General features: G+C 39.5%; 17 protein-coding genes and 1 pseudogene. 15 read left to right on the top strand and 3 right to left on the bottom strand.

Annotation, left to right across the window (positions count from 1 at the left end; all coding sequences use genetic code 11):
* Positions 1-80: 80 nt before the first annotated feature.
* The 3 genes and pseudogenes from ACN6MY_RS08700 (at position 81) to ACN6MY_RS08710 (ending at position 4422) form a co-directional block, all read left to right on the top strand.
* A complete protein-coding gene (locus ACN6MY_RS08700; protein ID WP_419883599.1) occupies positions 81-1550 on the top strand; it encodes a glycoside hydrolase family 32 protein in 1470 nt (489 codons plus the stop codon).
* 49 nt (positions 1551-1599) lie between these two features.
* Positions 1600-2570, top strand: a pseudogene (locus ACN6MY_RS08705) (carbohydrate kinase family protein).
* A gap of 1063 nt (positions 2571-3633) precedes the next feature.
* Entirely contained in the window at positions 3634-4422 is a 789-nt protein-coding gene (locus tag ACN6MY_RS08710; RefSeq protein WP_419883600.1) for a class I SAM-dependent DNA methyltransferase, read from the top strand.
* A gap of 20 nt (positions 4423-4442) precedes the next feature.
* Here the strand turns inward: ACN6MY_RS08710 and ACN6MY_RS08715 are convergent, their stop codons facing one another.
* Positions 4443-4970 (bottom strand): N-acetyltransferase family protein, encoded by a 528-nt coding sequence (locus tag ACN6MY_RS08715; RefSeq protein ID WP_419884116.1) that lies wholly within the window; start codon positions 4968-4970, stop codon positions 4443-4445.
* A 292-nt stretch (positions 4971-5262) separates the two neighbouring features.
* On the opposite strand from ACN6MY_RS08715, the gene ACN6MY_RS08720 reads away from it, so the two are divergent.
* A complete protein-coding gene (locus tag ACN6MY_RS08720) occupies positions 5263-5961 on the top strand; it encodes a GDSL-type esterase/lipase family protein (RefSeq protein WP_419883601.1) in 699 nt (232 codons plus the stop codon).
* Positions 5962-6097: 136 nt separating this feature from the next.
* Here the strand turns inward: ACN6MY_RS08720 and ACN6MY_RS08725 are convergent, their stop codons facing one another.
* Positions 6098-7915, bottom strand: coding sequence for an ABC transporter ATP-binding protein (locus ACN6MY_RS08725; protein ID WP_419883602.1), 1818 nt, complete (start codon positions 7913-7915; stop codon positions 6098-6100).
* A 167-nt stretch (positions 7916-8082) separates the two neighbouring features.
* Between ACN6MY_RS08725 and ACN6MY_RS08730 the strand changes: the two genes are divergently transcribed.
* From ACN6MY_RS08730 to ACN6MY_RS08740, 3 genes are all read left to right on the top strand, one after another.
* Positions 8083-8352 carry an anti-sigma factor gene (locus ACN6MY_RS08730; RefSeq protein ID WP_419883603.1) on the top strand — a complete coding sequence of 90 codons (270 nt, stop codon included), beginning with the start codon at positions 8083-8085 and terminating at the stop codon, positions 8350-8352.
* Positions 8353-8411: 59 nt separating this feature from the next.
* Positions 8412-8897, top strand: a complete 486-nt coding sequence (locus ACN6MY_RS08735; RefSeq protein WP_419883604.1) for a DinB family protein — start codon at positions 8412-8414, stop codon at positions 8895-8897.
* A gap of 391 nt (positions 8898-9288) precedes the next feature.
* Positions 9289-9801, top strand: a complete 513-nt coding sequence (locus tag ACN6MY_RS08740; protein WP_071350378.1) for an acyl-CoA thioesterase — start codon at positions 9289-9291, stop codon at positions 9799-9801.
* Positions 9802-9886: 85 nt separating this feature from the next.
* On the opposite strand, the gene ACN6MY_RS08745 is transcribed toward ACN6MY_RS08740, so the two are convergent.
* Complete coding sequence (locus tag ACN6MY_RS08745) at positions 9887-10522, bottom strand: Bax inhibitor-1 family protein (RefSeq protein WP_419883605.1); 636 nt, start codon at positions 10520-10522, stop codon at positions 9887-9889.
* Positions 10523-10689: 167 nt separating this feature from the next.
* Between ACN6MY_RS08745 and ACN6MY_RS08750 the strand changes: the two genes are divergently transcribed.
* The 8 genes from ACN6MY_RS08750 to ACN6MY_RS08785 all read left to right on the top strand — a co-directional run bounded on the left by ACN6MY_RS08750 (position 10690) and on the right by ACN6MY_RS08785 (position 17820).
* On the top strand, positions 10690-10926 hold the full coding sequence (locus tag ACN6MY_RS08750; protein WP_419883606.1) for a hypothetical protein: 237 nt from the start codon (positions 10690-10692) through the stop codon (positions 10924-10926).
* 709 nt (positions 10927-11635) lie between these two features.
* Complete coding sequence (locus tag ACN6MY_RS08755) at positions 11636-12664, top strand: ABC transporter ATP-binding protein (RefSeq protein WP_419883607.1); 1029 nt, start codon at positions 11636-11638, stop codon at positions 12662-12664.
* The gene (locus ACN6MY_RS08760; RefSeq protein ID WP_419883608.1) at positions 12642-13568 is read left to right on the top strand and encodes an ABC transporter ATP-binding protein; all 927 of its coding nucleotides are present in this window, start codon (positions 12642-12644) and stop codon (positions 13566-13568) included. The genes ACN6MY_RS08755 and ACN6MY_RS08760 overlap by 23 nt, the downstream gene beginning before the upstream one ends.
* A gap of 14 nt (positions 13569-13582) precedes the next feature.
* Positions 13583-14548, top strand: a complete 966-nt coding sequence (gene opp4B, locus ACN6MY_RS08765) for an oligopeptide ABC transporter permease (RefSeq protein ID WP_419883609.1) — start codon at positions 13583-13585, stop codon at positions 14546-14548.
* A 23-nt stretch (positions 14549-14571) separates the two neighbouring features.
* Positions 14572-15471, top strand: a complete 900-nt coding sequence (locus ACN6MY_RS08770; protein ID WP_419884117.1) for an ABC transporter permease — start codon at positions 14572-14574, stop codon at positions 15469-15471.
* Positions 15472-15491: 20 nt separating this feature from the next.
* Positions 15492-17267 carry an oligopeptide ABC transporter substrate-binding protein gene (gene opp4A, locus ACN6MY_RS08775; RefSeq protein ID WP_419883610.1) on the top strand — a complete coding sequence of 592 codons (1776 nt, stop codon included), beginning with the start codon at positions 15492-15494 and terminating at the stop codon, positions 17265-17267.
* A 179-nt stretch (positions 17268-17446) separates the two neighbouring features.
* On the top strand, positions 17447-17635 hold the full coding sequence (locus ACN6MY_RS08780) for a hypothetical protein (RefSeq protein ID WP_419883611.1): 189 nt from the start codon (positions 17447-17449) through the stop codon (positions 17633-17635).
* Positions 17636-17667: 32 nt separating this feature from the next.
* The gene (locus ACN6MY_RS08785) at positions 17668-17820 is read left to right on the top strand and encodes a hypothetical protein (protein WP_419883612.1); all 153 of its coding nucleotides are present in this window, start codon (positions 17668-17670) and stop codon (positions 17818-17820) included.
* The last annotated feature ends 140 nt before the right edge of the window (positions 17821-17960 follow it).

Below are 17960 nucleotides of genomic sequence, written 5' to 3' on the forward strand. Positions count from 1 at the left end.
TAGCAATGGCATAACCACCTGCTAAAAAACGAGCTGCTTTTAGCGACTCGTTTTTTTTGCAGTTTAGGAGGGCAAAATCTATGGAATGGACAAAAGAAGCACGCTATCGTCTTTATAAAAGTATGACTGCGAAAGAACGGATGGAACTGGAAAGGTTAGTATCTGCTAGTATATGGCGGCAAAATTATCATATCCAGCCTATGCATGGTTTACTGAATGATCCAAACGGATTTGTTTGGTATAACGGGAGATATCATTTATTTTATCAATGGTTTCCATTTGGAGCGGTACATGGAATGAAACACTGGTTTCATACAGAATCATCGGATTTAGTGAATTGGGAAAACAAAGGTGGAGCGTTAGAACCGGAATTTTCTTTTGAAAGCCATGGGATTTATTCTGGCAGCGGGTATGTGCATAATGATTCTCTTCATTTATTTTATACTGGAAATAGCCGTGATGATGAATGGAACCGCCATTCTTCTCAATGCTTAGCGGTTATGGATGAATTAGGGAAAATCACCAAATTGAATAAACCTATCATAGAGAAACAGCCCAAGGGATACACCGAGCATTTTCGGGACCCTAAAGTGTGGGAGGAAAAAGGCAAGTTCTATATGGTCGTAGGGGCGCAGCGTGAGGATTTAACTGGCTGTGTTCTTCTTTACGAATCAAGCGATCTGATTCAATGGTCATGGCTTGGTGAGATTCGCACGAAAGCAAGAGAGTTTGGCTATATGTGGGAATGTCCTGATTATTTTACAATCGAAAATCATGGAGTCCTATTATTTTCCCCTCAGGGTCTGCAGCCTGAAGGTGATTCATTTCAGAATATTTTTCAATCGGGAGTCTGGGTAGGAAAGCCTTTAAACCTCGAAAATGGCCAGTTTCTTCATGGCGACTTTCAGGAACTCGATGCTGGTTTTGACTTTTATGCACCCCAAACGACCTTATCTCCTGACGGGAGGCGTCTGATGGTGGGCTGGATGGGACTGCCGGATATAGAGTATCCAACCGATACAGAAGGCTGGGCTCATTGTCTGACCATACCAAGAGAGGTTATGATCAAGGACAATCTTCTTTGTCAGCGGCCTGTTCGTGAACTAAAGGAAATGCGCAAAACGGAATCCCGGTCAGTAATGATGCTCAGTAATGAATTGAGAAATCCGGGTTTGCTGTCAGGAGAATCATACGAAATGATCGTAAACATTGAACTGGGTAACGCAAGGAGAGCAGGAATGAAATTACGTGTTGGTAAAGGAGAAGAAACATTAATTTATCTTGATGCAAAAAATCAAAAGGTAGTGCTTGACCGTACTGACTCTGGCACTAAATTTGCACAGGAATACGGATCCGTTCGCCAAAAGGATTATTCCAAAAACAACATACGTTTACACATTTTCATGGATAATTCCTCGATTGAAGTGTTTATTAATGAGGGAGAAATCGTTTTTACCTCGCGGTTATTTCCAAGAAAAGATAGCCAGGGTATTCAGTTTTTTGCGGAAGAAGGTACAGCAGAAATCGAGGCGGTACAGTGGGAAATATAGATAATGTCTTAGATGTGATGAAATATAATTGTGGAAGTGAGGATGTTAAATGAAAAGAGATAATTTAGTCGTTTGTGTGGGGGAGTTACTGATTGATTTCTTTTGTACAGATATCGATGTGAATTTAATTGCAGGCTTTAACTTTATGAAGCAAGCAGGGGGTGCTCCGGCAAATGTTACAGCTGCCATTGCAAAACTAGGTGGAAATGCAGCTTTAGTTGGTAAAGTAGGAAATGATCCATTTGGCACCTTTTTAATTGAAGTGATGAAAGATTTGAAAGTTGATACAACGATGGTTTCAAGAGACGCACACCTTAAAACAACAATGGCGTTCGTCTCGCTTGAAGCCAATGGAGAAAGAGATTTTGTCTTTTATCGCGGGGCGGATGAACAATTAAAGTTAGATGAATTGAATCTTGAAAAAGTAATGTCAGCAAAAGTTTTACATTTCGGATTGCAACTGCCATGCTTGGAGGTACAGCGTTAGAAACCTATTTTACTATGATAGATATGGCAAGAGAGAAAGGCATATTTTTATCATTTGATCCCAACTTTAGAGGGAATCTATGGGGAGACCGAGAAAAGAATTTTGTAGAATTAACTAAAAGGGCCATTTCTAAGGCAGATTTAGTAAAAGTCAGCGAGGATGAGCTTAAAATTATTACAGGAGTTCATAATTTAAAAGAGGGTGTATCCTATTTACATAGACTAGGTGCCAAAGTTATTACAGTCACATTGGGGCAAAATGGGACGCTTCTTTCAAATGGCAATCAGCAGTCCATTATTCCCAGTATCCCTTTAAAGTCAATTGATTCAACCGGAGCAGGAGATGCCTTTACAGGTGCAATGTTACACCAAATTTCAAATGAAGAAAACCTTTCTAATCTCTTTTATGATTATTCAAAACTAAAAGAAATGGTTTCCTTTGCTAACAAAGTCGGTGGTCTAACTTGTACAAAAATAGGAGCAATCACAGCATTGCCGACAATAGCAGAAGTAGCCAGAGCTGAAAAGGGATAATAATAAAAAAATTAAAATCAAACTGAGAAATTCCATCCCTTGTTTATTAATGATCCGGAGGCTATAAGTAAATTTTTAAGAGGAATATAAGGTTGCTTTAGTTGAAAACAAATGGCTGCTTTTTTAGTTTGATATGAGCAGTCACTCTGGACGCTGACTAGTCAGTGTCCTTGATTTTTTTACATGAAAGAGACGTTACTGATATAAGTCGCGGATTGTAAGCTTTACTTCACATGGGGCTGTTTGAGCGTTACGGGATATGGACTTTAATTTGTATTTATCAAGATAGCTTCGCCTATAAACAATGGCGGGAAAAAGTTCTACCATTAAAATTGAAAATTATTATATCTCAAAATCCTGACTTAAGTAGTTTGATAGATTCTGTTTTATATTTTCCAGCACTCAGTAATTACATATAAAGTAAAATGAATATATTTAGTTAATTTTCGTCAGTTTAGAGGAATCTGGTTGAAATTTAACGAACTATTTTAAGCTGCCTTATAAGTAAAAGTGAGGGCCATAATCATAAAATATAAAACGAAATTAATAGTGCTGGTATTTCTGTTCCTAATATGGTTTATAGGAACCGCGGTTCCTGTTATGTTGCCTGTAGAAAAATACTATAACCCTGAGAAACCAGAACATTCTTATTATTCTTTTACAGTCTTGAAATAGGTTTATTTATCATCCCAATACTTTATTTATGTACTCCAAATCGAAGGCACGCACCTCAAGTGCTTATATTATTGTTTCTATTAGCTTTCTTTCTAATTATTTGGATTCTATTATACGATTTTCACCCTAGGTTTATATGAAAAATAGTGGAAGACGCTTGACTGCTGACTGAGGATTAGCGCTGCAGGCGAGACACCACAGGAGCCCATCTTTGAGGAGGCACGACGAACGTCCCTCGGCTTCACTGTTTTGGAACGGAATCAAAAGGCAAGTAATAGAGCTGTTGAATTAACAAAGATTAGGAACAACTGTGAAAAAAGGGCGTGAGTTGGAGGAAGAGAACGAAATCATAAACACGGCTATGCACACCTTCAGAAAGGAGAAAAAGATGGCTTCATATACAGACAGGGAGATTTTTTTAACTAACTTTGAAAAATATGCAAACCCAGAAAAATATGATGAGGAATATGGAAGTTATCTGAAAGATCTGCCTTTGCTGCTGGAATGGGCAAAGAAAAAAGGGGGGCCGATCATTGATTTAGCCTGTGGAACTGGGAGAATTACGATTCCGCTGGCAAATGAGGGATTTACAATATTGGGAGTGGATTTACATGAAGGGATGCTTCAGCGGGCCATGCAAAAGGCAGTAAGGAACCAACAAGTAATTAGCTGGCATCTGCAGAACTGCACCGATTTGTCACTTCCTGTTAAAAGCCCTTTCATATACATGACAGGGAATTCTTTTCAGCACTTCCTGACAAATGCCATACAGGAAAGGCTCCTTAAACGTGTTAGAAAGCATCTTGATAAAGACGGCATTTTTATATTTGGAACAAGATTTCCTGTCATGTCTGAACTGCAGAACGGGGAAAATTCAATATCTGTTTACAAAGATCAAAATGACAGGGAAATCAGAGAGCATATCATGGAAAGTTATGATCATCAAACACAGGTATTAACATCCACTTCAAAGAGAGTCATGGCAAAAACCGTTCAGTCTCCTGAAGAAACAGAAGAAGACAGCATTTCCTTAAGATATGTATTCCCTCAGGAAATGGAGCGTTTATTATATAGCAGCGGATTCTCCATCCTCCACAGCTATGGTTCATGGGATAAAACCCCTTTAAACGGAGACAGCAAGGAAATGATATATGTATGCCAAAAAAGAAATAGGTAGCTCAAAATCAATAAAGCCAGTCAAATTATGTTCGTTTTGGCTGGTACTGCTATTTTTTTTCCGAGTATTATTAAATCTCTTTCTTCATCGTCCAGTACTGCAACTCCCGGAAGATGCCCCCACTGTTCAAATCCGAATTTAGAAAACAGCTTCAGGCTGGGCAGATTATGGCCGAAAATGAAGCCAAGAAGATTTTTAATGCCTAACTGAGGAGATATTTCTATTGCTTTTTCGAGGCATAGCCTTCCAATGCCCATCCCCCTAAAACGGCTGTCCATATAAATGCTGAGCTCAGCTGTACTTTCATAAGCAGGTCTTCCATAAAAGGATTGAAAACTTAACCAGCCGGCTATTTCTTGCTCTGACATAATTAAAAACAATGGCCTTTTATTCATTGAATGCTCATGGAACCAGGAAATCCTGGATTCAACTGATATAGGTGAGGTATCTGCTGTAACCATGCGGGAAGCTATGGTCGAATTGTAAATATCAACAATTGCAGGAAGGTCTTCTAATGCAGCTTCTTTAAAAAAAATGGATTTAGTCATAATTGTTCCCGTGCCTTTCTTTGTTCCGATATCGGTTGTCTGAAGTATGAATTCTTGTAAGATGATTATCAAGGCAAAGAGCGCCTTCGAGGGTCAAATCCCTATTTGCTTCGCAGGCTGAACAGGCGCTTGCGCTTTTTTTATCATACATGAGTTTTTGTTTTGTGTGCCAGTTAATATTTAACAGCTTGAGGAATGGTTTTTGTTTTTCAGTGATTAATCGGTGTTGTTTCTTTGAGAATCGGGTATATGACCATGAAAACATCTTAGACAAACTTAAAAGGAGATTATCATGAAAGTAATGGCATGGGGGCTTCTGCTTCTCTCGATTTTATGTTTGATATGGCAGGTGCATTTTTTTAATAAAGGGAAAAACGAGCGGGTGCTGATGGCATTTGGCGATTCTCTTACATATGGATATGGAGACAGGGAGGAAGAAGGATATGTAGGCAGGCTTGAGGACAAGGTTAACTCCACAAATTCGAAAGAAAATATTCATGTTTGGAATTACGGTGTATATGGGCAGGAAACAGATGGTGTTTTAAAACAGCTGGATGATTTAAAAATCAGGACAAAATTAAAAGAAGCAGAAAGTATGATTGTTTTCATCGGGACGAACGATTTACTGAACAGCAATGGCGGGGACCTTTCTCCTTTGCATGTGAACAATATACGCAAAGAAAAGCCAGTATACATACAGCATTTACATCAAATACTGAGCATATTGAGGAAAGAAAATAAGCAGGCTCCAATATTGGTACTGGGGCTTTATAACCCGTATCCCGCCAACCATTCAATTGAAAAGCAAATTGATGACTGGAACCATTCCATTTTGGCAGAAACGAATAAACATACTAAAATGAAGTATGTACCAACAAATGATTGCTTTAAACACATAGAAAAAAGTAAATACTTTAGTGATTCTCTTCATCCGAATAAAAAAGGATACGATTTAATAACAAAAAAAATCCTTGAAGTACAGCGTTTTTAGGATAAATAATAAGCACATGCCAAATGTCGGCATGTGCTTGTTTGCATTTTGGAGTTTAAAAAAGTGTAAGCAGCTGGCTCCCGGAAGCAATGCCGACTTGTCACTGCAATGGGCCAGGCATTTATTTATTGTTTTCTTATATGCCCTGTTCTTTCTTTGTGTCTTCTGGAAATTGCAGATTATGCAATGTTTTGTATCTGCCGCCTGCTTCCAGCAATTGGCTGTGAGTCCCGGACTCGGCGACTTGCCCATCTTCAATGACAATAATTTGGTCAGCCATTTTTATCGTTGATAGCCTGTGTGCAATTACAATGCTTGTCCGGTTTATCAAAAGGTGTGACAAAGCCTCCTGGATTAAATGCTCGGACTCTGTATCAAGAGAGGCGGTCGCTTCATCTAAAATAATGATTTCTGGGCTTCTCAATAAGGCCCTGCTGATGGCAATTCTCTGTTTTTGCCCTCCAGATAGTTTCACACCCCTTTCCCCGACTTGAGAATCATAGCCTTTGGGGAATGCCATAATGAATTCATGTGCATTGGCGGCCATTGCTGCATCCATTATTTCCTGGTCGCTTGCTGAAATGTTTCCATAGGCGATATTTTCTCTGATGGTTCCATTGAACAAAAAGATATCCTGAGAAACTATCCCTATTTGGCCCCTGAGTGATTTTAAAGTAACATCTCTAAGGTCATAACCATCTATTTGAATGCACCCCTGTATGGGATCATAAAACCTTACAAGTAAACTGGCAATAGTAGATTTTCCGGCACCTGAGGAACCAGCAAGTGCAGTGAGCTGCCCCTTTGGGATCTTAAGATTGAGGTTTTTAATAACAGGAACATTCTCATCATAAGAAAAATGGACATTTTTGAACTCGATGCCTTCTTTAAGCGGCGGAAGTTCTATTGCCTGTTTTTTATCAAAAATGACAGGTTTGGTTTCAAGTATCTCTGTAATTCTTTCATATGCCGCAGCGGATTGCTGAACAGTGCTTATCACTCGGCTGAAATTACGCACCGGGCTTTGAAGCAGCCTTAAATAGGCCATAAAAGCCACAATGGACCCTATTGTAAAATGGCCGTTCATCACCTGCCATGCCCCAATTACAATGACGGCAATCAGTCCGATATTATTAAATAAGTCGATGATAGGACCAAGCAATGCCCTTAGACGAACTGACTTAAGGTTTGCTGACATGTTTTCTTTGTTTTTTTCTCCAAAGCGCGCTGACTCATGTTCTTCGTTTGTAAAGGATTGAATCAGCCTTATTCCGGATATGGAATCCTGCAGCTGATTGCTGACATCTGCAACCGAATCCTGCACAGTCCGAAAAGACCTTCTGATTTTCTTTCCAAATGAACGGGTGAAATATATCATGAACGGAAATGTCAGCAATAAAACAACCGTAAGCTTCCAATTTATAAAAAGCATATAAACGGCAATGGCGAAGAATGTAACAATATCTGTGAATACCCCAAGCATGCTGGATGATATCAGCTGCTGAAGAATATTAACGTCGTTTGTGATGCGGGACATGATGTCACCGGTTCTGTTTTTATCAAAAAACTTCATATCAAGTGTCTGTATATGACGGTACATATGGTTTCTCAGATTTAAGATTGCATGCTGGCCAATTACAGATACCATATAGGTGTTAAAGTAATTCAAGATACCGAGCAATATGGCTGCGCCAAGTATAGAGACGGCTATTATGATCAATTGGTGAAATTGCTTGCCTGGAATAAGTTTGTCGATTGTGTACTGAGTCATCTGCGGAATGACAAACTCCAGGCATGATATAGAAAGCATGCTAAGAGCAATGCCGATTAAGTAAATCCATTTGGACTGCACCCTCCGGAACATTTGCATGAGCATACTCCAAATGCTTCCTTTAGAAGGAGCTGCACTTGCTGCACTGCGGCCGCTATGGCTAAAAGGAATATGGCCTGCCAACTTGTTCCCTCCTTATTCTTATTCGGTAAAAAATTTCAAAGAAATATCTGTTTATATGCATCTGAAATTCAATTTAAATCGTTATATTGGCTGAGTCAAATTTTGATAGGCTATCTGCAAAACTATTACAAAAAACTGTCTAATAAAAACTGTTATAATCAGGTGGGTTGAATAAAGTTAAAAGTTTAAAATTGGTGGTGCATGCTGATAAGCTGGATAAAATGAAAGGAAAAGAAGTTTATCAGGTTTGGCTTTTGGAAAAAGGAAAGCCATATCGTGCCGGTTCCTTTGTGCCAAACGAATCTGGTGAAGGAGGAGTCGTATTTAAGCTAAATTCATTCAACAGCCATAAGTGGGATACCATTGCCATCACGCTTGAACCGGATGAAAAAAGCCAGACGCCTAAGGGAAGTATTTTGCTGAGCAAGCCGCTATAGCATGTCAGTTTTGTTTAAAGCTGTGTATTTTAAAAAAGCTGCAAATGGAGGAGATATAAATGAACGAAAATGATGCTATCAGAAAATCGGTTTTGGAAAGTGTTGAAAATTTACCGCTGTCAAAATTGAATGCAGTGCCAGAAGGCGGAGGATGGAGCATTATGCAGATTCTTGAGCATTTATACTTGATGGAACGGTCTGTAACCAAGTCGTTTGCAGTTTCACTTGCAGGCAATGAGAAAAAGGAAGTTTCCCCTAAACAGATAGAAATGACAACAGACCGTTCAACAAAAGTGGATGCTCCTCCTTTTGTCATTCCTGAGGATGCCGATATTTCTCTGGATGAAATGAAAAAGAAGCTTGAACAATCAAGAATGGAGTTTATTAAAGTGACAGGAACCGCCAGTGAAGAAGATTTGAACCAAAAATCATTCAGGCACCCGCTTTTTGGAGACTTAAGCTTAAAACAATGGACACGGTTTGTCGGCCTTCATGAACAGCGCCATCTTCAGCAAATAGAAGAAACCAAATCAAGAATCTATTAGATTGTTTATAATAGGCTCTTCTCTTAGGGATTGTTGGTTTTTAATGAGTTCTGTGGGTCGATCCTAATGTAAAATCGGGTTGATTGGAGCGTAAGGTGCGCGACTCCTGCTGGCTCACCGCCCGCCACGTGGAAAGCGAGCATCCTGGAACGGGAATCACCCCCTCGTTCCATAGCAGCAAAGTTTTTGAAAACAGCCTTGTAAGAAAAGCCTGGCGATTATTTGGAGAGAAAAATTGAAGGTTTATAAAATATACTAAGAAAATGATTTTTAAATAAATTTTACCAATAAGGTGAAAATAGAGTTATATTAGCCTTTATTTGGCATAGGTAAATTACTTTAGTATAATGTAAATAAAGAAAAATTCACGTTGAAAAAGGAGATCGAAAATATGGAAGAAATCAAGTATTGCCGTGATTCACTGGTGATTAAAACCAGTATGGTGCTTCCCCCTGATACAAATAACATCGGGACAATGTTCGGAGGCAAATTAATGGCTTACATAGATGATGTGGCGGCAATTTCTGCAATGCGCCATGCCAGGAATTCTGTTGTTACAGCATCTACAGATTCCGTGGATTTTATGCATCCTATTCTTGAAGGAAATGCCGTTTGTCTTGAATCCTTTGTCACTTACACAGGAAGGTCTTCCATGGAAATTGTCGTAAAGGTTGTGGCTGAAGATCTGCTTTCTGGAGAACGGAATCTTTGTGCAATGTCGTTTCTAACATTCGTTGCGATTGATAAAGACGGCAAGCCGCAACCTGTTCCAAAAGTTGTTCCGCAGACAGAAATGGAGAAAAGCCTCTATCAGACAGCCAAATCGCGTGCTGAACTGCGAAAAAACAGAAGAAAAGATACCCAGGATATTGCAAGCACGTTTGGCGTGGACCTGCCCTGGTAAACACAAAAAAACCAGCTTCCCCGAAAGCTGGTTTTTTCGTGTTTTTTGCATGTTTAATGTTCAGTGAAACTATTCAAGCTGTCCCTTAATCGTCGTTTGAGAGGATCCCAAAGAAACGAAGGATATTTATGAAGAGATTAATGAAATCCAGATACAGATTCAAAGCCATCAGCGGCACTTCTTCGGCACTTACTCCGTAGTGTTTCATTCTGTTGATATCAAATAAAACATAACCGCTGAATACTAATATTCCAATAAAAGAATAGACCAGCATGGCCATTGAGCTAAGTGGAGAAAAAATATTGAAAATGCCCAGTACCACTAAAGCAAGAAGGGCAGCAAATAAAAATCCGCCGAGAAAAGAAAGGTCACGTTTAGTGGCTGAAGCATAAAGTGCCAATCCTCCAAAAACCGCAGTAGCAGTAACTCCGGCCATTAATACCACATTAGCTCCAGATTCAGCAATATAATAGGCAATAATCGGATAGGTTGTAATGCCAGAGATAAAAGTGAACAGATAAAGGAAAGTATAACCTATGGATTTTTTCTTCCTCATAATAAAGGCGCCGATTAGCATGGCCGCTTCAAGAAGGGCAAGAGGGAGAAACAGCGCCTGCGGAATGTACATCCCCGCTGCCATTCCAATAACGGAAACGGCCAGTGATAATGCAAAAGAGCGTAGCACGGATGGCATATAATTAGGAGCAGTCTGTGTATACATGATTTCACCTCGAAAAAGAATTATATCTATTAAGCTCTGCTCAGCATAGAGCTTTAACAGTACTATTTATTAATACGAAACAAATGCAGATAAGTTTCATTTTTATCATTTTTGGACTAATCTTATTTCAGTATTGAAGGAATAAATTTGTATGGAGGGAAATTAAAATGAGCGAATGCAAAATGAATCATAGTGAAGCAGATATATATCTAAAAATTGAACAGCAGCGAAAATTTTTGCCAGAAGATGTTTTAAACGGGCTTAAGCAGTTTACTGCAATGGAATCTGGCCAGGAACAGCTTAATGAGGTATTTCATTTATTGAAAAAGTATGACCTTTCCTCCAAAGAAGAACAGCAGAAAAGAAATCAATTGTTTTTACAAATATTCAAAGAAACACTGTGAAAGCAGGCCCGGGGTTCCGGGCCTGCTATTTATGTAGAGCTCTTTTCTTATAAATTGTTGTTTTTTAATGAGTTCTGTGAGATGAACCCAGTGTTAAATCAGCCCCCTTGTTCCATAGCAGCAAGTTTACGAAAACAGCCTTATGAAAAATGCACAGAGTTAATCTGAATTTATCCTTTATCTGTTGATTTTTTGGTTTTTTTGAGATGAGAAAAAGGATGGTGAAGTGGCGAGTTGTTATTAGAATCATATTCTGAATATAAGAAAAATAAGAATGGAATTAAAAAAAATTAGAGTTTTTACAAATTAATTGAATTGAAAGATTTATTAAAGTATTGCAATATTTGTAAAAAGTAAGTTAATATATTCCTAGCGGCAACTAAATTTATGTTTATTCAAATAATATTATTTGAAAAAGTGACTGGAAAAAGAAAATAAAAAGATTTTACCGCAATATAATATCTGAATATTTAATTTTATCAGAAAACTGCCGTAACAAGCATTTCGCTGTCGGATCAATTTTGGAATCCTATTTCAATACATTAATTATCTATATATATGGTAATTATATCTATTATATATAGAATATTGATAATTTTCTAATTTTTTTATAAAACTATTGAATATTTATTAAAAATTGTTTACACTCAGATTAATTATCAGAAAATTTATTATTTTATTAAAAAAGTAAAAGTTAGGGGGGACTTCAATGGGAAAACCAATTCTTCAGCTAGAAAACCTAACAACATCGTTCCAAATTGGTGATGATTATCACGCTGCTGTAGACGGAGTTTCATTTACAGTTTATGAAAATGAAATTGTGGCTGTAGTAGGAGAGTCAGGCTGTGGAAAAAGTGCATTGGCACTATCCATAATGAAGCTTCATAATCAAAAACGCACCAAATTTGACGGAGCTATTAAATATAAAGAAACCAATATTATTCCATTGAATGAATCGCACATGAATAAAATCAGGGGGAAGGATCTCGGGATGATTTTCCAGGAGCCGCTTACAGCTCTTAATCCTCTGATGACGATCGGCAAGCAGATAGAGGAGAACCTGGATTTTCATACCGATTTGACGAAGGAGCAGAAGAAAGGAAGGACTCTTGAGCTGCTGGCACAAGTGGGCATTCCCTATCCAGAGCGTACGTATAAACAGTACCCTCATGAGCTTTCCGGCGGGATGAGGCAGCGTGCGATGATTTCCATTGCAATTGCATGCAGCCCGGCCTTGGTTATTGCTGATGAGCCAACAACGGCCCTTGATGTAACCATTCAGGCACAAATTCTGGATTTGCTGAAGTCCATCCAGGAGAAAACACAGATGGGAATCATTCTAATCACACATGATTTAAGCGTTGTTGCTGAAGTTGCAGACAGGATTGTCGTCATGTATGCCGGCCAGGTGGTTGAAACTGGTTCAGTGAATGATATTTTCAATAAGCCCCTTCATCCATATACACGCTCCCTTTTGAACTCTATTCCTTCTGCCACAACGAATAAAGACCGTTTGCATGTGATTGATGGCATTGTTCCATCACTTGCAAATATGGACCGGAAAGGCTGCCGGTTTAAAGAAAGAATTTCATGGATTCCTGATTATGCTCATGAAGAATCTCCTCAGCTGCACGAGGTGGATAAAGATCACTGGGTACGCTGCACTTGCTATAAACATTTTCATTTTCAGGGTGAAGAAGGAGAAGAGATAGCACATGACCTTACTCAAAGTAAATGATTTAAAAGTTCACTTTCCGATAAAAGGGGGCTTTTTCAGGAGAGTTGTTGACTATGTAAGGGCCGTTGATGGTGTATCCTTTGAACTGCAGCAAGGGGAAACATACGGATTGGTCGGTGAATCCGGAAGCGGTAAGTCTACAACAGGCAAAGCAATTGTGAAGCTCGAAAAAGTGACTTCAGGACAAATTCTGTTTGACGGCAAGGATTTGGCAAAGTTGAACCGAAGGGAAATCAAGCCTTTCCGAAAAGATATACAAATGATCTTCCAGGATCCTTACTCTTCTTTGAACCCTAAAAAAAGAGTTCTGGATATAATCGCTGAACCTCTTCGGAATTTTGAGAGAATGTCTCCAGGTGAAGAAAAAAAGGTTGTCCAGAGTTTCCTGGACAAAGTAGGGCTGAATCCGGAATCCATCTATAAATATCCTCATGAATTTTCCGGCGGGCAAAGACAGAGGATTGGGATTGCCCGGTCTTTATCCCTGAAGCCAAAGCTTATTATTGCAGATGAACCTGTTTCTGCGCTGGATGTATCTGTACAGGCCCAAGTGCTGAATTTTCTTCAGGATCTGCAGAAAGAATTTAACTTAACGTATCTTTTTGTCGGCCATGACCTGGGGGTAATCAGGCATATGTGTGACAGGATGGGAGTCATGTACCGCGGCCGTCTGGTAGAAGAAGGAACCAGCCAGGAAATATATGAAAACCCTCAGCATATATACACTCAGAGGCTGATTGCTGCAATTCCTGAAATTCAGCCGGAGGTACGCGAGAAAAGGGCACTTATGAGGCAAACAGTTAATGAAGAATTTAAACGCTCATATTCCTCCTATTTTGATGATAATGGCAGGGCCTATGACTTAAAATCTATTTCCAGCACACATAGAGTGGCATTACCATAGGGGGCGAAGAAGACATGTGGAAGTTTATTTTAAGACGATTATTGATCATGATTCCTCAGCTGTTTATTTTGAGCATTATTATATTCCTAATGGCTAAAGCTATGCCGGGAGATGCCCTGACAGGAAAGCAAATGGATCCGAAGGCAGATGCCAAGAGAATAGAAGAAATCCGAAAGCAAATGGGACTTGATGATCCTGTACCAGTTCAGTATGTTCATTGGATCAAAAATATTTCGCATGGCGACTGGGGAGTATCCTATACGCATAAAACCCCTGTGCTTGATGTCATAGGCGACCGGATATGGAATACAATCTATCTTGGCATCGCTACACTTATACTTACATATCTCATTGCAATTCCGCTTGGCATTCTGAGCGGAAGGCACAATGATTCGTGGGTCGATAAGCTGATTACCGGTTATAACTATATAGGCTATGCAACACCGATATTCATTTTCGCATTAATCGTATTGTTTGTGTTTGGGTTTAAACTAGAATGGTTTCCGACTGGCGGAACGGTGGATCCACAGGCTGTACCTGGAACCTTTGGCTACTTTATGAGCAAAGTGTATCATCTGATTTTGCCGACGCTAAGCGGTGCACTCATTGCTACAGTGACCACTGTACAATATTTAAGAAATGAAATTATTGACACGAAGATTAAGGACTTTGTAAGAACTGCACGTTCAAAAGGGATTCCTAATTCGAAAGTGTACAACCGCCATATTTTAAGAAACTCGCTGCTTCCTATTGCTGCTTTTATGGGATACGAGATTACTGGTATAGTTGTCGGCTCCATTTTCGTAGAATCTATCTTTGGCTATCCTGGTATTGGACAGTTATTTGTTAAGTCGGTTCTGCTGCGTGACTTTAGCGTAGTTAATGCTCTGGTTATCATGACTAGCTTTGCCACACTGCTTGGCACTCTTCTTTCAGACATTATATTAAGTGCGGTTGATCCGCGAATACGCATTGAATAGGAAGAAGGTGAATATACATGGAGATGAAAGTTGAATCAGCAAAACCTGTAATTGTTAAAGAAAAGAGTCCCTCAGGCTTCAGGGTCATACTCAGGGAATTAAAAAGAGACAAGCTTGCTATAGCCTCCATAATCATTCTAGGCCTCATCCTGATTGCTGTATATGGCACTTCTATTGTTATGGATGTTAATAAAATAGTCAAAGTGGATTTCCTGTCCATTTATATGCCTCCGTCTGCTGAGCATTTGCTTGGCACAGATTATGGCGGCAGGGATATCTTTGGACAGCTTATTATAGGTACAAGGAACTCCTTTACAATCAGCCTTTGCATTACGACCATAACAGCTATTGTGGGTCTTGCTGTAGGATTGATTGCAGGCTATTTTGGCGGAATTATTGACGGAATCATTATGAGGGTCATTGATTTTATTATCATCCTTCCGTTTTTAATGCTCGTTATCGTTATCGTAACGATTATCCCAAAATTCAGTATTTTTGCGTTTATCTTAACTATTTCTGCTTTTTACTGGACAGGAAAAGCAAGGCTGATCCGTTCGAAGGTACTGGCAGAAAGGGAATTGGATTATGTTCATGCCTCCCAGACACTTGGCACGCCGAACTGGAAAATTATCCTGTTTCAAATTCTGCCTAACGTCAGTTCTCTTATTATCGTGAACTTTACACTTAATTTAGCTGGCAATATAGGCATTGAATCGGGCCTGACATTCCTGGGCTTCGGTCTTCCGGAAAGCACGCCGAGCCTTGGAACACTGGTGGCATATGCAACAAATCCGGATGTTCTGGAAAATAAATGGTGGATCTGGGTACCTGCATCAGGCATTATATTAGTGCTTATGTTGAGTATAAATTTTATTGGCGAAGCGCTTAAGCGCTCAGCTGATGCAAGACAAAGAAGAGGTTAATTAAAGGGGAGTGAATCACAATGAAATTAAAAACTTACAGTAAAGTATTAAGCGCCATGGCAGTATCTGCACTTCTGCTGTCAGCTTGTTCATCAGGCGGCGATTCAAAGACAAACGGAAAAGAAAATGCAAAAGTCGATACTTCGGCATTCAAAACTAAATCATCCAATACTAAAGCAGATGTTTCAGAAGGTATTTTCAATTATGGACTTGTTTCAGATACCCCTTTTGAAGGGATCTTAAACAGAGCATTTTATGAAGGGCAGCCAGACTGGGAAGTATTGAAATTCTTCGATGAAAGCCTGCTTGGATATGACGATAACTTTATTTATGATCAGTCAGGAGCAGCAACCTATAAGCTATCGAATGATAACAAAACTATTACATTAAAAATCAAGGATAATGTAAAATGGCATAATGGAGATCCTGTAACAGCTGAAGATCTTGAATACGCTTATGAAGTAATCGGCAGCCCGAAATATGCCGGAGCCCGCTATGATACTCAAATGAGCATGGTTGAAGGAATGGCAGCCTATCATGCAGGAAAAGCGAAGAAAATTTCAGGAATAAAAATTACGGATCCTCATACCATTTCCATTACTTTTACGGAGGCTAATGCTTCCATGCTGACAGGTTTATGGGCAACTCCGCTGCCGAAAAAGTACTTAGCAGGAATTCCTGTTGATAAAATTGTTTCTTCTGATCAGATCCGCAAAAAGCCGATTGGATTTGGACCATACAAAGTGAAAAGCATCGTGCAGGGAGAGTCTGTAACATTTGAGGCCAACAATGATTACTGGAAAGGCAAGCCGAAAATGAAGGGCGTTGTCCTCAGGGTGGTAAATCCGCAGATTGCAACTGCTTCTCTTCAAAAAGGCGACCTTGATGCTGTCGGCCAGCTTCCAGTTGAACAGTATGATCAAGCTAAAAAACTTAAAAATGTTGAAATCCTAGGAACGGTAGATTTGGCTTATTCTTACATTGGATTCAAAATGGGCCATTATGATGCGAAAAAAGGCGTCAATGTGATGGATCCTAATAATAAATTCAAGGACAAGCGCCTTCGCCAGGCAATGGGCTTTGCACTTGATAATAAGACGGTTGGGGAGAAATTGTTTAAAGGGCTTCGGTTCCCTGCAACAACGGTTGTGCCTCCTTCCTTCCCGAAATATTATGACAAAGATGTAAAAGGCTTCACATATAACAAAGATAAAGCGAAAAAGCTTCTTGATGAAGCAGGCTACAAGGATACAAACAAGGACGGCTTCCGTGAGGATCCGAATGGCAAGGAATTCAAGCTGAATTTTGCATCTATGAGCGGAAGCGACATTTCCGAGCCATTGGCAAAATTCTATATCCAATCCTGGAAGGATGTTGGCCTGAATGTTCAGCTTCTTGACGGACGCCTTCATGAATTCAACTCTTTCTATGATAAGCTGAAAAAGGATGATCCAAAAGTGGACATCTACTCAGCTGCATGGGGCACCGGCTCGGATCCAGATCCATCAGGAATCTGGGCAAAAGAAGCGCCGTTCAACTATACTCGCTGGGTTAATGATGAAAACGATAAGCTGTTAAAAGAGGGCATCTCGCCAAAAGCATTTGACGAAAGTTACCGTACAGATGTTTATAACAAATGGCAGGAGCTTATCGATGAAGAAGCTCCAGTAATTCCAACATTGTTCCGCTATACTTTAGCTGGCTTTAACAAGCGTGTTAAAGGTGCTAAAATGCTCGGCGGCGAAGTGGATGACTGGTATGATGTATCTGTAACTTCTGAATCACCGGAAAAATAATAGTTCCATAAAAGGGCGGCAGGTTATCTAACCTGGCCGCCTTTTTCCTTGTAAAGTAATCATTTTAGTCATAAGCGGTTTAGCCAGCAGGGAGAGCTTATTCATAAGGATTGTAAACGTTTCATTTTGGTAAATAGCGGATATATATAGATAAATGTTCCTTGAAGGAGTAGATATAAATGGAAATCATTAATCCGAATGAGACAAAGAGAGAGCTTGAAAGGATGTTTACCGAAGGCCTTGGCAGAACTCTTTCCCCTTATGAACATGAAATCCTGGCTGATATAGTGGCCTATCCAGATGAAAAGAGAATTTCTTTTTTGGAAATGATGAAAGAACTGCTTAATAAGCATGCCAGAATCAGCTGATCTGAAGTGATCCTAAAAAGGAGTAAAAAAACATGAGTTATGGAGAATGGTATCAAAAGCGAAACCCTATATACACTAAATGGAAGCATCGTTGGAGCAGTAAAGCGAACCTGGAAAACGGCTTGCTTTATGCAATACCTTCCGCTATCATGATTGCTCTTCCTTTTATGGTTTATCTTTTTTAGCAGACAGTGAAGAGAGCTCCATCCTCAGGCGAGGATGGAGCCTTTTTAGGTTCAAAAGCATCTCAGTTATTATTTTCGCTTAGCATTATGATTCTTGCCTTAAATAAGAAGGGAGCATGATTTTTCTCTTTTTAAAAATT

This window comes from Peribacillus sp. B-H-3 (assembly GCF_048572925.1).
Lineage (GTDB): Bacteria > Bacillota > Bacilli > Bacillales > DSM-1321 > Peribacillus.

What these genes read in the sequence shown, in the direction of transcription:
- ACN6MY_RS08780 (WP_419883611.1), top strand. Translation starts at nt 17,447, where the DNA reads ATGGAAATCATTAATCCGAATGAGACAAAGAGAGAGCTTGAAAGGATG.
- ACN6MY_RS08755 (WP_419883607.1), top strand. Translation starts at nt 11,636, where the DNA reads ATGGGAAAACCAATTCTTCAGCTAGAAAACCTAACAACATCGTTCCAA.
- ACN6MY_RS08700 (WP_419883599.1), top strand. Translation starts at nt 81, where the DNA reads ATGGAATGGACAAAAGAAGCACGCTATCGTCTTTATAAAAGTATGACT.
- ACN6MY_RS08710 (WP_419883600.1), top strand. Translation starts at nt 3,634, where the DNA reads ATGGCTTCATATACAGACAGGGAGATTTTTTTAACTAACTTTGAAAAA.
- ACN6MY_RS08740 (WP_071350378.1), top strand. Translation starts at nt 9,289, where the DNA reads ATGGAAGAAATCAAGTATTGCCGTGATTCACTGGTGATTAAAACCAGT.
- ACN6MY_RS08750 (WP_419883606.1), top strand. Translation starts at nt 10,690, where the DNA reads ATGAGCGAATGCAAAATGAATCATAGTGAAGCAGATATATATCTAAAA.
- ACN6MY_RS08760 (WP_419883608.1), top strand. Translation starts at nt 12,642, where the DNA reads ATGACCTTACTCAAAGTAAATGATTTAAAAGTTCACTTTCCGATAAAA.
- ACN6MY_RS08785 (WP_419883612.1), top strand. Translation starts at nt 17,668, where the DNA reads ATGAGTTATGGAGAATGGTATCAAAAGCGAAACCCTATATACACTAAA.
- ACN6MY_RS08745 (WP_419883605.1), bottom strand. Translation starts at nt 10,522, where the DNA reads ATGTATACACAGACTGCTCCTAATTATATGCCATCCGTGCTACGCTCT.
- opp4B (WP_419883609.1), top strand. Translation starts at nt 13,583, where the DNA reads ATGTGGAAGTTTATTTTAAGACGATTATTGATCATGATTCCTCAGCTG.
- opp4A (WP_419883610.1), top strand. Translation starts at nt 15,492, where the DNA reads ATGAAATTAAAAACTTACAGTAAAGTATTAAGCGCCATGGCAGTATCT.
- ACN6MY_RS08715 (WP_419884116.1), bottom strand. Translation starts at nt 4,970, where the DNA reads ATGACTAAATCCATTTTTTTTAAAGAAGCTGCATTAGAAGACCTTCCT.
- ACN6MY_RS08720 (WP_419883601.1), top strand. Translation starts at nt 5,263, where the DNA reads ATGAAAGTAATGGCATGGGGGCTTCTGCTTCTCTCGATTTTATGTTTG.
- ACN6MY_RS08735 (WP_419883604.1), top strand. Translation starts at nt 8,412, where the DNA reads ATGAACGAAAATGATGCTATCAGAAAATCGGTTTTGGAAAGTGTTGAA.
- ACN6MY_RS08770 (WP_419884117.1), top strand. Translation starts at nt 14,572, where the DNA reads ATGAAAGTTGAATCAGCAAAACCTGTAATTGTTAAAGAAAAGAGTCCC.